Below are 13,915 nucleotides of genomic sequence, written 5' to 3'. Positions count from 1 at the left end.
AAGCGACAGCAACAACATGGTTTTGTCTGTGCGAAAGCGAAGCGACAGCAACAACATGGTTTTGTCTGTGCGAAAGCGAAGCGACAGCAACAACATGGTTTTGTCTGTGCGAAAGCGAAGCGACAGCAACAACACGGTTTTGTCTGTGCGAAAGCGAAGCGACAGCAACAACATGGTTTTGTCTGTGCGAAAGCGAAGCGACAGCAACAACATGGTTTTGTCTGTGCGACAGCTACAATTATGCTAAGGTGAAATTGATGGTATAATAAATGTCACGAAGGAGTGAAAACATTGTTAAAAACAGAAGTATTTGAACAATTAAAACAGGCAATGAGAGAAAAGGATGTATTAGCAAAAGGCGTATTATCGCTTCTGAAATCTGCCCTAGATTTAGCTGAAAAAGAAAAGGGAGAGGCTTTATCGTCTGAAGAGGAAATGGCTATTATAAATCGTGAAGTGAAGCAAACAAATCAGGCTTTAGAGGGTGCTCAAAATGCAGGGCGAGCTGACTTAATTGAAAAAGAGGAAGCGAAATTAGTACTATTAAAATCATTTTTACCGAAGCAATTAACCGAAGAAGAAATTGAAGAAAAACTTGTGACAGCTGGCGTCGTGAAAGGAATGAACATGGGGGAAGCGATGAAAATTGCAAAACCTTTGTTAACTGGTCAGGCTGAAGGCTCTGTTATTTCAAAAGTTGTGAAGGGTCTAATTTGATTGTCGTTAGGAACAAATCTCTTACTTCAGTAGTAGGAGATTGTTTTTTTGAGTTCACACACTTTTTTGTTTCACGCTAGGTTTTTATTGCCAAAAAATGAAAACACCTTTATACTGTTTATTAACCACCGGTCAATGAGGAGGGTAATATGTCGCCACGTAAGCCGTCAACAAAAGATTTGACGAAAGAAATGATAATAAATGAAGCACATAAGCAATTTATCACGAAGGATTTTCACCAAGTATCAATGCGTAGTATTGCTAAAGAGCTTGGTTGTAGTCATGGGGCTATTTACTATCATTTTAAAAATAAAGCAGAAATATTCTATGCTATATTAGGTGATTATTTTTCTGAACTAAATAATACTTTAGATGAAAATATGAACGGTCCTGAAGATCATAATACTAAACTGCTAAAAGTTTTTGTAGGCTATATGGCGTTTGGTTTAAATAATCAAAGCCAGTATGAATTAATGTTTATAATGAGGAATAACGAAATTGATGGGCTTTCGCAAGAGGCAGCGAATCTTAGTTATGAGAAATTTGCACAATCTGTACAGTCCTTATTAAAGACTGAACTGTTGATTTCAGATATACATTCTACATTTATTGCTCTTCATGGATTTGTGGCACATTATCGTCATTATGTAAAAAATTATGAGGAAGCAAAAGAAGCAGTGGATGTACATGCTAAATTTCTTATCAAGGCTTTAAATATTGAGAGTAGCTCTAGTTAATAAATCTAGAGCTTTCTTTTAAAAGTTATTTGACCAGTGGTTAATTAGTGAAGGGGGAATAATTTTTGCAAACAGTATTAGTTATTGGGGCCTCTGGTGGTATGGGTTATGCTCTAGTAAATGAACTAGTAAGTCGAAATATACAGGTGAAGGCATTTGCTAGAAATAAAGAAAAGTTAGTTGCACTTTTTCAGCATCATAAAAATGTCGAAATCATTTCGGGAGATGCATTTAATGAACAGGAAATGATGAGAGCTTCAAATGGTGTGGATATTATTTTTCATGCTATTAGTTTCCCATATCAAGATTGGGAAAAGCTACACATGCGATGCTTAGATATGGTGATTAACATAGCCGAAAGGCAAGGAGCGAAGATTGCACTTGTAGATAATATTTATGCATATGGAAGACAATCGACAAATCCTGTAGTAGAGGAAGCTAGGAAGGAACCACAGACGAAAAAAGGTAAAATTCGTTTAACGATGGAAAATAAACTAAAAGACAGTGATGTACCCTCGTTAATTGTACACTTCCCTGACTTGTACGGACCAAATGCAAAGAATACAATACTCTATGAAACACTAAAAAATGTTGTACTAGGTAAAAAAGCTAATTTTGTAGGAAATATGCAGATGAAAAGGGAATTCCTTTATACAGTTGATGGTGCAAAGGCTATGGTAGAACTTGCTTTACGAGATGACACATATAATCAGAATTGGAACGTGCCGGCTGTTCATCCAATTGCTGGGGTTGAACTAGTGAAAATCTTACGTGAAATTACAGGCTACAAAAAAGGTATTCGTACAGTTACTAAAGGGATGATACGTTTAATTGGAATATTTACACCTTCTATGCAGGAAGTGGTTGAAATGTTCTATTTAACAGAAGAACCGGTCATTTTAAGCGGGGAAAAATATGAAAAAAAAATAGACGCTTTACCACGTACTTCATATAGAGTAGGGCTAGAAGAAACGATTGCATGGATGAACAAGAGTACACTAAAATAGGTGTGCATTTAAGAGCCAATAAAAAAATCCGCATAAACTTCTGTTGGTAGAAACCTATATACAGAAAGCAAAGCGGATTTTTATTATTAGTTTTTCTTATAGTTGAAACTTTTGTATAATATTACGAAGTTGCTGTGCCATCTCAGCTAAATTATTTGAAGAGGCAGTAATCTCTTCAATACTAGCAGATTGCTCCTCGGAAGCGGCAGCCACATTTTGAATGTTTCCTGATGATTGAACGGCTACAACACCAACTTCCTCTACAGAAGTTGCAATGCTGTTAACCCCATCATTAATATTTGAAATGATGTTATTGACAGAATCCATTTCTTGAGTCAATTCAGTAATATGCGAATATATTTCTTCAAATGCTTGACCTGAAGCATTAAAGGCAGTTGAGCTTTCTGCAAGATTACTACTACTAATTGCCATCGATTTCACAGCTTGTGTAGACTCTTCCTTAATCGTCTCAATACGTGTTCGGATACTGTTCGTCGCTGCTAATGATTGGTCAGCAAGTTTACGTACTTCTTCAGCTACAACTGCAAAGCCTTTACCATGCTCACCAGCACGTGCAGCTTCAATAGATGCATTTAAAGCGAGTAGATTTGTTTGATCGGTAATCTCATTAATTAAGGTTACAATGTCGCCAATCTCATTTGAGTATGTGCTTAAACGTTCCACAACCTTTGAAGACTCTTGAATAGCATTAGATGTGACAACCATCTTTTCTGTAGCACTTTGAATCGTCGTATTGCCTTTTTCTGAAATAGAGGATGCACTAAATGCTTTAGAAGTAACATCATTCACGCTCGATACAACTTCTGACATCTTTGTAGAGATTGTCGTAATATGATTTTCTACTTCTTCAATAGAGGAAGTCTGTTTTTCTGATCCTGCAGCTACTTCTTGCATTGAAGATGTAATTTGTTGAATAGATGCACTTGTTTGCTCAGAGCCTGCCGTCAATTCTTCAGACATAGCAGCTACTTGCTCAGCATTTTCAGCAATTTGCTGAATAAGTGAGCGTAAGTCTTCTGTCATATTTTCAATGCCTTCAGAAAGCTGTGCGATTTCATTAGAACCCTTTATATGAAGTGGTTCAACAGCTAAGTTTCCTGTTGCCACCTTACTAACATAACTAGTCATATTTTTAATTGGTTTTATAATGCCTTTACTAATGAAATAAGCCACAATAATACCGAATATCACAAAAATCACGGTCATAATGATAGCATTCAAAATAATCTGTGTTTGAAGTTTGGAAATGAAAGAAGCGTCCATATCTAACCCAAAAAGAATTTCAGAATCTTTAAATGGTATAAAAATCGATTTATGGGTTCCGTATTCATCATCATAAATTTCACTAGATTGGATGGTTCCAGTCTTTAATGCTTCATTCATGTCCTCACTAAAAACATAGTCCTTTTGATAATCATCTTTATTGCTCAATGCCACAATATGATCTTTCCCATTTGCACGTGAAAGAATGTAGGCATTTTGAATATCATACTCTTTAAGTGTTTCATTTAATCCCTTTAATATTTCTTCATATTTATCCTTATCGCCGTCATCTGCAGCTTTGACGTCATTTTCATCTATTTTATCAAAAATTGTTTTAGATATAACATCTAAGGATGACTCAAATTGTTTAATTACAAAATTATCGATAATTTGATTACACGCAAGAAATAATGTGATGCTAAATAATAATGAAATAATAGCAATTGGAATAGTAAAACTTGCAATATACTTATAGAGTAAAGAGCTTTTAAACTTTTTGACTATACTCAACTTTAGCATCCTCCAATACTTTCAACTTTAGTTGTAAGAAATGAATCATATCACTAATATGTTCTGTCTCTGTATAAGGAGAGATTGAAAAGAATTTTGCAGCAGCGACTGGAATTTGTTGTTTTGTATCGCTAGTGTTGACAGTGCAAACACGTGTCGTATCACCGAAAAATACTTCGTCGCGACCTTCTCCTATAATTTCAAATAAAGAAGCGTTAAGGCCATTAATATATTCAATCTGATCTTGTGAATAGCTACCTGCCTGTTCAGATTTCCAATTAAAGCCTTCAGGATACAAACGAAAAGCTGTGACTGGTCCAATATTAGACTCATTGACTACTTGTAACATTGGAGTTTTTTCTGCTAACTGCGCACGGAATGCTAAGTTTACACGCACATAATTAGCTAATATTTGTTGGTAGCCTTCTTTACCAAACGCCTGTAATGCAGCATAAATAGCAATTGAGCTACCCATACGAGAGCACTCTAATGTATAGCCTGTATGATAAGAACCATAGCCTCGATTGCCAACATAAGGTGTGTCGAAGTCTTCAATATCTAATAATTGTAGATGTTTTCCTTCTTTTATTAAGAATAAGCTTGTTAAATACGGTGTTTGACCAAGCTTTTGGAAGTCGAAGCAAAGGCTATCTGCAATAGGTAGGTATTGCATACGTTCTTTAATTTGTTCTAGTGCTTGTAAAACATTAGCCTCTAATTGAAGTGGATTTGCCTTAAAATCATAATCGTTGAAGAATGCGTAAAAACCACCTAAAGCTGAATCAGCGTGAATATGAATAGGTTTTAAGGAATGTTTTTGTTCAAGGTCAGTTGTAACTTTTTTGATTGCTTGTACATCATCAATGGCAAATTGATCTGTTGCGCCTGTTGTAGCAACTACATACACTGGAATACCACCATTTTCGATAACCTCAGCCATACGCATACGTAAGTCTTCGATATCCATTGAATGGTCTTTTCCAGCTTTAATACGAATTAAATGCTTGCTACCGATGCCGACTGCTTCAATTGATTTTAATAAGCTGTAATGAGCATTTTCTGAAGCGAAGCAATATAAATTATTTGGTACGCCATCTTCTTTTGCGTTTGGGAATTGTTTAGCGATCGCAAGACGAAGTCCACTGAAAACAGCCCCTTGTCCACCCCAAGTTGTGTAACCAAAGCTTTGTGTATAGTCGTAGCCAACTAACTTCGACATCATTGCTACTACCTTTACCTCACATTCTGCGGCAGCAGGTCCGTATACATCCCATAGATTGTTACCGTTAAGTAGAGCATTCGTAAATTGTCCTAATATGCCTGGAATGCTAGCCATTGGTAAAACATTTGTTACAAAGTTGCGTGTATGGTAAGGATGTCCTTGCATCAATTGTGTTAGATCATTTACAACCTGATCAAGTCCGACACCTGAAGTTGGTACTTGATTTTCTTGCATTAACTCTTTATAGAAATTGTCAGAGCGCTCTTTCATTGGTCCAAGAGTTGTTGTTTTTGGGTTTTTTAACTCATCTAAAGATGAAACAATTTTCTCCAAAAGGGATAAAAAATTCTCTCTGTGTTCGATATTTCCATCTTCGCTTTGGAATAATTGTTGGATTTTTTTCATATTCATCGTCCTTTGTAGTTCGTTTTTACTCTATTTTCTATTTCATAAAAATAGGTCGTTTTGCTAAAATTATAATAACATAAAATAACAAAAAATGATTTTATATTTTCTTAGGAAATTAATTTTCGACATTTCTAAATACTCTAACTTGTTATTGGGGAAATATATCGAGAAAATTTGGTAATAGATTATTTTCATAAATGTTGAATTTAAAGTGTTTTCATGGCTTTTTTTATGAATTATTGCAAATTTAATGACGGGGAAGTGTTATAAGGTGGTAAATCTTTTATAAAAAATTACTATGAAAATAATAGTTTTAAAACGATGAATATTCTGTTACTTTATGACTATTAAAGGAGAATATATAAATATTATTCTACTTTTAGTCAAAAAAAGAATCTGCAAAAATGCAAATTTTTTGATTACTGATATCGTTGTTAATGGTCTTGGCAACTCTGCGGAACATCTCTGATAGATATTTGCCTTTCAAAACATAAATACTCTTAACAATACCGATAATTTTTTCGATATTAAACCATACTAAACTGGAGGTGAAAAAATGTTTAAATTGCTATCGCATAATGATTTAGATGGAGTAGGTTGCGGGATATTAGCCAAGCTTGCATTTCAAGACCAAGTGAAGGTAAGGTACAATTCAATTTCATCGTTGGATCGTGAAATTGAGTATTTTTTAGACAATACCCTACAAGATACATTTTTGTTTATTACCGATTTATCTCCAAACGAGGAAAATGAAAAGAGATTAAATGAGTATTATACCGCGACTGGTAATGTTCAACTGGTTGATCATCATAAAACAGCTTATCATTTGAACGATTATGAATGGGGTAAAGTAATAGTAGAAGATGAAAATGGATATTTAACATCAGCAACTTCTTTGTTTTATCAGTATCTTGTTGCCCATGGATTTTTAGAACAAACGATTTCCATCTCAGAATTTGTAGAGTTAGTGAGACAGTACGATACATGGGAATGGGAAAAGAATGATAATCAGCAAGCACGCCGGTTAAATACTCTCTTTTTTTTAGTATCAATCGAGGAATTTGAAGAAAAAATGCTACAACGTTTAAAGACAAGCGAACATTTTGATTTTGATGAATTTGAAAAGAAAATTTTGAATATGGAAGAAGAGAAAATAGAACGGTACATCCGTCGGAAAAAAAGGGAGCTAGTGCAAACAGCGATAGGAGAATACTTTACAGGTGTTGTTTATGCAGAATCTTATCATTCTGAGCTTGGTAATGAATTGGGAAAAGAAAATGTACACCTTGATTATATAGCTATATTAAATATGAGTGGCAAAAAAATTTCCTTTCGTACGATTCATGATCACATAGATGTTTCAGCAATTGCAGCAGAATTCGGAGGGGGAGGGCATCAAAAAGCAGCAGGTTGCTCTTTAACAGATGAAGCTTATGAGCAGTATGTGGCTCAAACATTTCATATAGAACCAATACCAGAGGATGCGAAACGAAATCGCTATAATTTAAGATTTTCTTCCTTTGGGACATTGTATAAAAACCTAAAGGAAGAAATTTTTCTTCTATATTCAATAAGTGATTTTGATTGGATAATTGAAAAAAATAAACTTCCTTTAGATCAAATCTTCACAAGTTTTTATGAAGCGGAATGGTTTTTAAAAAGAAATTATCAAGCATGGTTAGTGAAAGATGAGTTATTTGTAGATTATTTAATGGAAGAGGCCAAAAAGGTTCGTCATCAAGAGTAATGGTATAGCTCTGCGGCAAAACGTGGGGATGATTTCCGTTCCGACTGGGCGTCGAAAGCGAAGCGAGAGCAACAACATGGTTTTGTCTGTGCGAAAGCGAAGCGACAGCAACAACAACATAAGCGAAGAAAGTGGATTGAAGTTTGCACACTGAAAAGAGAGACCTTTGAAACATATATTACTCTCATTTACAGTGCAATCACAAATATTCCCTTGATCATTTTGTTCTTCAAGTTTTTTAACAACATTAAAGGAATATACATTATTCCTTTAGATACATAATGAAATTAGCCAAACCTAGACATCGTTAGAGGTAATATAATGTACAACTGAAAACTACAATAAATAAAAAGCATTTTGTGTAGACATAATTTCTTAAAATGAGGTGTACATGATGTCCAGTGATATGCTTCTAGTCGAGGCTCAGCTTAAGGAACATCGAGGACGCAAAATATGGTTTGTTGTAGTATTGCTTTTGTTGGTAGTTACTTGTGTATTTGTTTTTTATTTTTTGTTTAATAAGGATTTGAATTTTGAAGCCTACAAAACAGTTGTCGGTAAAACTACTGAAAATAGTCTAGGACGTTTAACGTTAAATGAAATAATTATTGACGATAACCAAATATTATTGAATGCTACCTTTAAGCCAGAAAAGGACTTAAATTTTGACTATCAAATTTTTTTCTTTCCTCAGGTTTTTGTGAATGGAAAAGAGTTCACGGTTAGAAACGGAGGACAGTCAATCCAACAATCCGATAAAACCTATACAATCTATAGTAGTGTGAAATTAAGTGAACTACCAGAGGATAAAACATTAAATTTAGATATTCGTTATGACGACTGGAATGTGGAAAAAAAGATTGACGAGCCGTGGGAATTTCAAGTGGAAGCTTCACAAAAGCAATTACAAGAAGATAGAAAGGTCTTCCCTGTTGAGAAAAAAGTAAAGCTGTTAGATGGTCAGGAAATAACAATAGAAAAGGTTGTTTCTACACCAATATCAACAACGATTTACTTTTATTCTGATAATAGCTTATTAAATGAAACATTAAATTTTAAAATCCAATCAGCAACAGGGGAATCTTGGCCCTTTAACTTAGCGTATCCTTTAAATGAAGATTATACGAAGTGGGGAGTTCGCCTCGATGCTTTATATTTAACGGGGAAGAGCTATGAGCTGATTCCGATTGCTGCTAATGGAAGTGAGCTTGGTTCGGCTGTTAAAATTGGAGATAAATAACGAAACCTGATTATTGTATAAAAACTTTACAATATCTTAAACCAAAAGGATGATTACCCCATTTAGTATCAATATATATGGAATGGAAGGTAGTTGAAGATATTGCGAAGGTTATGGGAGATTTTTTTAGTTTCTCTTAAATTAGGTTGCACATCCTTTGGAGGTCCAACGGCACATTTAGGGTATTTTCAAAATGAATATGTTCAAAAGCGTAAATGGTTATCTGATAATGACTATAGTCAGCTTGTTGCGCTCAGTCAATTTTTACCCGGGCCTGCATCGAGTCAGGTAGGAATGGGCATTGGCTTATTAAGAGGCGGTTTGTTCGGCAGTATTGTGTCATTTCTTGGTTTTACATTACCGTCAGTTTTGCTGCTTATGGCATTTGCCTATTTTTCTGCACATACGGGGATAGAGATGGGCTGGATTCATGGCTTAAAATTGGTGGCTGTTGCGATTGTTGCGCAAGCTATTTTTGATATGTCCAAAAAATTAATCATTAGTATTCGCCATTGTATAATCGCTTTATTGGCTCTTGTAGTAGTTCTTTTATGGGTCCATCCACTTGCTCAGGTGACTGCTATTATCGTTGCTTCTTTTATAGGCTATTATTTTTTGAAGAACAGTAATCAAAGAGATGACCCAAAAGAAACGGTTGTACCTATTTCAAAAACGACTGGTATATGTTTTTTAGCGCTGTTTGTAATACTTCTTGTTGGTTTACCAATTGTTAGCCCACGTATTCAAAATGAATGGTTTACGATCATTGAAAAGTTTTATCTATCAGGTGCATTAGTGTTTGGTGGAGGTCATGTCGTATTGCCTTTACTAGAGACACAGTTTGTCCAAAGTGGATTAATGAGCTCTTCAGATTTTTTAGCAGGATACGGAATGACGCAGGCAGTCCCTGGTCCATTATTTACGTTCGCCTCCTATATAGGTATGGTCATTGCTGGAGTACCTGGGGCCATTATAGCTACGATAGCCATTTTTTTACCCGCATTTTTGCTAATAGTAGGGGCAATGCCTTTTTGGCTAGCTCTTAATCGTTTCGCCGGATTAAGAGGGGCAATGGCTGGTGCAAATGCAGCAGTTGTAGGAATATTAGCTGCAGCTTTTATTCATCCGATTGTTACACAGACAATTCAAAATGGTTTAGACGTAGTAATTGCAGCTGTTTTTTTATGGTGCTTAATGCGTTGGAAAATTCAACCTTATTTGCTTGTGTTAGTTGGCATTTGCGTAGGGATTGTATGTTATTAAGGACACATAAAAAATCAAAACCATTATTGCTGTGGTTTTGATTTTTTTGTGAAATGAATTGAATACTTAGATAAACTCTTCTTTTTGAATGGCTAGTTTTTTCATATGATACTGCAGAGATTGGCGAGAAATATTTAATTGTTTAGCAGCGGCTGAAATGTTTCCTTCACATAGCTTTAAAACTTTACGGATGTATTGCTCCTCATTTGTATGCATAAGTGCTCTTAGTGGACGTTTATTAGATGGGACGGCTTTTGTTGATAGTTTATTTTTTAAATAGCGTGGTAGCATATCTTCTGTAATCCAACTTTCTGAGCTTGCTTGAATCACAAGGCTTTCAATCAAATGTTCTAATTCACGAACATTACCAGGCCAATCATAATCTAATAGTAACTGATAGAGCTCGGGTTTTATTGTCATATCTGCTTTCATGTACTTAAGAACATTTTTATGTAAAAAATGTTGGATAAAGAAAAGTATATCATTTGGTCTCTCACGTAAAGGAGGAATGTATACACTCGAATGGGCGATACGGTAAAATAAATCAAGTCGCATTCTGCCACCAGCTGTTAGTAGCTCAGGATCTTCGTTGGAGGCACTAATAACTGTACATTCGATTGGTATGAGTGTATTACTCCCTACTCGTCTAACCGCACGTTCTTGTAAAACACGCATTAATTTAGGTTGAAGTTCCATTGGTAAAGAGTTGATTTCATCGAGAAAAAGTGTGCCATCTTTCGCATATTCAAAAAGCCCTTCTTGATTTGTAGCTCCAGTGAATGCACCTTTTACAGAGCCAAATAATGTACTTTCTAATAGTGTAGACGGGATAGCAGCACAGTTTATAGCTACAAAGGGTTTTGCCACTCGAGGGCTTAAATTATGCATGCTCTGAGCAAATAATTCTTTACCTGTACCTGTTTCACCAATAATAAGTGTATCGGTATTATAATTCGCTATATTTTTAGCTTCGGCAATAGTTTGTAGGAGCTCTTGACTGTCCCCTTTTATATCTTGAAAAGTATAAATGGTGCCATTGTTTCTTTTTACAACTTCTGATATTTCCATGGAATCACGTTTCGAATCCATCGTTTGACGCAATTGATTCCGAAGGCTTGTTTCGGTATGTGTAATTGAAAATACACCAATTGTTTTATTATCCTTTTGAATAGGGAAAGAGCTATAGCCAACAAATTTTGGCTCATTTTCTGAATAGGCATGAGCTCGATATTTCGTATAGATTGGCTTAGCTGTTTTTAAAATATGATTATGCTCTGATAAGCGACGATCTTGATAATTGTAAGCACCCCAAAGCTTCTTTCCAATCATATCTTCTTTGTTATGCTCCTCCATTTTAGCAAGTGCCTCATTGTAGTAGACGATATCCCCATACTCATTACTGACAATAATTCCTTCATCTAAATGCTCTATAATTTCCTCTAATACATACACTTTATTTTGTAATGAGTGCTGAAAATCTACTAAATTTTCTACTAAAACAAAATAATATTGCTCCGTAAAAAAGAATGGTTCAATGATAAAAGATAAATACTGCTCCTGAGTTTGTAGCTGTTGTGGATGATGAAATAACATGACATCAATGTCAGCGATTAAATCGATAGGCATATTAATTTTTAAATCTAACGAGATACTTTCGTTAAGATGCCACCACTTCACTTGAAAAGAACTATTTAATGCAATGATATTAGCTCCCAATATTGTTGCAAAGCGTCTTAATTCCTCGTTCACACAAAAACCCTCCCTCATTATTTTGCATGCAAAAAATTTCTGCTTTATTAAACATCGTATCATACGTGTTTTCAGAAAAGAAACAATATACAGAAAATATAGCGTGGTGCAAATTTTATCTGCATAAACAATTAGTAGTTTTCATATTTTCGGGCTTATTACCAAAAAAGATTGATATTTTATAAACCTAGTCGGAACCGATACTCTCATCACTTTCTCTAACTATATTTAAAGAATTTTTAAAAGTTGGCACGCTATTTGCTTTATTAAAGTGTAGATGTAAAAAAGGAGGAATTGTCAATGACAAAACCAGAAATCTTATATTCAGTAAAAGCTCAAAGAGGAAACACATTGAGATGCAAAGGATGGCGCCAAGAAGTAATTTTACGAATGTTAGAAAATAATATGGAAAATGCTGAAAAGCCTGAAGAGCTAGTGATTTACGGTGGCATTGGTAAAGCAGCTCGTAACTGGGAGTCATATCATGCAATTGTAGATTCCTTAAAAAGTTTAGAAGATGATGAAACGCTAGTAGTGCAGTCAGGTATGCCAGTAGCTGTCTTTAAAACACATAAATATGCACCTACTGTTGTCATGGCAACAACAAATATTATGAAGGCAGATTGGCCAACATTTTACGATTTACAAGAGAAAAATTTAACGATGTATGCCAATTATACAGCCGCACCTTGGGAATATATCGGCACGCAAGGGGTTATTCAAGGAACATTTGAAACATTATCTGCAATAGCTAGATTACATTACAATGATTCACTTGTCGGAAAAATTCTATTAACTGCTGGTGCCGGAGGGATGGGTGGCAACCAAACACGTGCGATGACGATGCATGGTGGTGTTGCAATTTTATGTGACTCCAATATAGAAATTATTAATCGACGAATTGAAAAGGGCTTTATCGATGTAGTGGTAGATTCTTTAGAAGAGGCAATAGGGCTTGCTAAGGAAAAAGCGGCGGCAGGTGAAGCGCTTGGTATTGCTGTAGTTGGAAATGCAGCTGATGTATTTGAGAAAGCCTTAGAAATTGGATTTTTACCAGACATCGCGACATCTATGACACCTGCACATGATCCGATTGCCTATCTACCTGCAGGATTTACAGTTAAAGAAGCTGAGGAGCTTCGTGAACGAGATCGTCTTGAATATTTAGAAAAAGCGCGTCAAACAATGATTCGTGAGCTAAAAGCATTAATAGCCTTCCTCGATAAAGGTGTGCATTCATTTGAATATGGTACAAGTATTCGTAAAGAATGTATTGACGCTGGATTTGACGAAAAAGAGGCGAAGCGTTTACCAGGATTTGTAGCAGAATATATACGTCCATTATTCTGCGAAGGGCGTGGACCGTTCCGTTGGATTTGTATGTCAGGGGATCCAGAGGATTTACGTAAAATTGACGATATGATTTTAGAAAAATTTAGTGATGATTTACTAGTGACACGTTGGATTAAGCTTGCGAAAGAGAATATTCCAATTGAGGCGTTACCTGCACGTATTTGCTATATGGGCTTCGGACAACGTAAAAAGTTTGCATTAGAAGTCAACGATATGATTCGTCGGGGAGAGCTAAGTGGACCTGTAGCATTCTCTCGCGATAACTTAGACTCTGGTTCAATCGTTAATCCAACATTTGAATCTGAAAATATGAAGGATGGTGGGGATTTAATTTCTGATTGGCCTGTATTAAACGGCCTACTCAATGCTGTTGGAATGTGCGACTTAATTGCACTACAGGCCAATTATTCAATGGGTGAGGCAGTTCATACAGGTGTAACGATGATTGCAGATGGAACAGAGGAATCTGATATGCGCTTGGAAGTGGCAATGACGGTGGACTCTGGTATTGGTGTTGTGCGTCATGCACAAGCAGGCTATGAGAGTGCTAAAGATGTAGCGAATGGTAAAGGTAAATTAACAGATGAAAGCATTAAAATCCCATTATGGTGGGAGCCAACAGCAACCTTTGGCCCAAAAGATTTAGTCAAAGAACAAGTGTAAGCAGTTTAATAGAGG

General features: G+C 35.6%; 11 protein-coding genes. 8 read left to right on the top strand and 3 right to left on the bottom strand.

Annotated elements, in window-relative coordinates; translation table 11 throughout:
* The 4 genes from ACQKMV_RS20505 to ACQKMV_RS20490 all read left to right on the top strand — a co-directional run.
* On the top strand, positions 1-252 hold a 252-nt coding region (locus tag ACQKMV_RS20505; protein WP_427506146.1), incomplete at its 5' end, for a hypothetical protein.
* A 39-nt stretch (positions 253-291) separates the two neighbouring features.
* Complete coding sequence (locus ACQKMV_RS20500; protein WP_427506144.1) at positions 292-717, top strand: GatB/YqeY domain-containing protein; 426 nt, start codon at positions 292-294, stop codon at positions 715-717.
* A gap of 149 nt (positions 718-866) precedes the next feature.
* The gene (locus ACQKMV_RS20495; RefSeq protein ID WP_427506143.1) at positions 867-1,454 is read left to right on the top strand and encodes a TetR/AcrR family transcriptional regulator; all 588 of its coding nucleotides are present in this window, start codon (positions 867-869) and stop codon (positions 1,452-1,454) included.
* Between the two features lie 65 nt (positions 1,455-1,519).
* Complete coding sequence (locus ACQKMV_RS20490) at positions 1,520-2,461, top strand: SDR family NAD(P)-dependent oxidoreductase (RefSeq protein WP_427506142.1); 942 nt, start codon at positions 1,520-1,522, stop codon at positions 2,459-2,461.
* Between the two features lie 96 nt (positions 2,462-2,557).
* Here ACQKMV_RS20490 and ACQKMV_RS20485 read toward each other — a convergent pair whose 3' ends face one another.
* Positions 2,558-4,264: a methyl-accepting chemotaxis protein gene (locus ACQKMV_RS20485; RefSeq protein WP_427506141.1), complete on the bottom strand. Its 1,707-nt coding sequence runs from the start codon at positions 4,262-4,264 to the stop codon at positions 2,558-2,560.
* Positions 4,233-5,882 carry a pyridoxal phosphate-dependent decarboxylase family protein gene (locus ACQKMV_RS20480; protein ID WP_427506139.1) on the bottom strand — a complete coding sequence of 550 codons (1,650 nt, stop codon included), beginning with the start codon at positions 5,880-5,882 and terminating at the stop codon, positions 4,233-4,235. Before ACQKMV_RS20480 ends, ACQKMV_RS20485 begins: the two co-directional genes overlap by 32 nt.
* Before the next feature lie 559 nt (positions 5,883-6,441).
* On the opposite strand from ACQKMV_RS20480, the gene ACQKMV_RS20475 reads away from it, so the two are divergent.
* The 3 genes from ACQKMV_RS20475 (at position 6,442) to chrA (ending at position 10,135) form a co-directional block, all read left to right on the top strand.
* Positions 6,442-7,632, top strand: a complete 1,191-nt coding sequence (locus ACQKMV_RS20475; protein ID WP_427506137.1) for a DHH family phosphoesterase — start codon at positions 6,442-6,444, stop codon at positions 7,630-7,632.
* A gap of 394 nt (positions 7,633-8,026) precedes the next feature.
* Positions 8,027-8,872: a DUF5643 domain-containing protein gene (locus ACQKMV_RS20470; protein WP_427506136.1), complete on the top strand. Its 846-nt coding sequence runs from the start codon at positions 8,027-8,029 to the stop codon at positions 8,870-8,872.
* Positions 8,873-8,974: 102 nt separating this feature from the next.
* Positions 8,975-10,135: a chromate efflux transporter gene (gene chrA, locus ACQKMV_RS20465; RefSeq protein WP_427506135.1), complete on the top strand. Its 1,161-nt coding sequence runs from the start codon at positions 8,975-8,977 to the stop codon at positions 10,133-10,135.
* A 66-nt stretch (positions 10,136-10,201) separates the two neighbouring features.
* On the opposite strand, the gene ACQKMV_RS20460 is transcribed toward chrA, so the two are convergent.
* On the bottom strand, positions 10,202-11,884 hold the full coding sequence (locus ACQKMV_RS20460; RefSeq protein ID WP_427506133.1) for a sigma-54 interaction domain-containing protein: 1,683 nt from the start codon (positions 11,882-11,884) through the stop codon (positions 10,202-10,204).
* 300 nt (positions 11,885-12,184) lie between these two features.
* Between ACQKMV_RS20460 and hutU the strand changes: the two genes are divergently transcribed.
* Positions 12,185-13,900, top strand: a complete 1,716-nt coding sequence (hutU, locus tag ACQKMV_RS20455; protein WP_427506132.1) for a urocanate hydratase — start codon at positions 12,185-12,187, stop codon at positions 13,898-13,900.
* Positions 13,901-13,915: the final 15 nt, after the last annotated feature.

This window comes from Lysinibacillus sp. NPDC094403, assembly GCF_050278745.1.
GTDB lineage: Bacteria > Bacillota > Bacilli > Bacillales_A > Planococcaceae > Lysinibacillus.
This window is presented reverse-complemented; position numbering and strand designations above follow the sequence as displayed.

Bases quoted from the DNA above. Each gene is read 5' to 3' on its own strand.
- ACQKMV_RS20495 (WP_427506143.1), top strand. From the start codon at position 867: ATGTCGCCACGTAAGCCGTCAACAAAAGATTTGACGAAAGAAATGATA.
- ACQKMV_RS20485 (WP_427506141.1), bottom strand. From the start codon at position 4,264: ATGCTAAAGTTGAGTATAGTCAAAAAGTTTAAAAGCTCTTTACTCTAT.
- ACQKMV_RS20480 (WP_427506139.1), bottom strand. From the start codon at position 5,882: ATGAAAAAAATCCAACAATTATTCCAAAGCGAAGATGGAAATATCGAA.
- ACQKMV_RS20475 (WP_427506137.1), top strand. From the start codon at position 6,442: ATGTTTAAATTGCTATCGCATAATGATTTAGATGGAGTAGGTTGCGGG.
- ACQKMV_RS20470 (WP_427506136.1), top strand. From the start codon at position 8,027: ATGTCCAGTGATATGCTTCTAGTCGAGGCTCAGCTTAAGGAACATCGA.
- hutU (WP_427506132.1), top strand. From the start codon at position 12,185: ATGACAAAACCAGAAATCTTATATTCAGTAAAAGCTCAAAGAGGAAAC.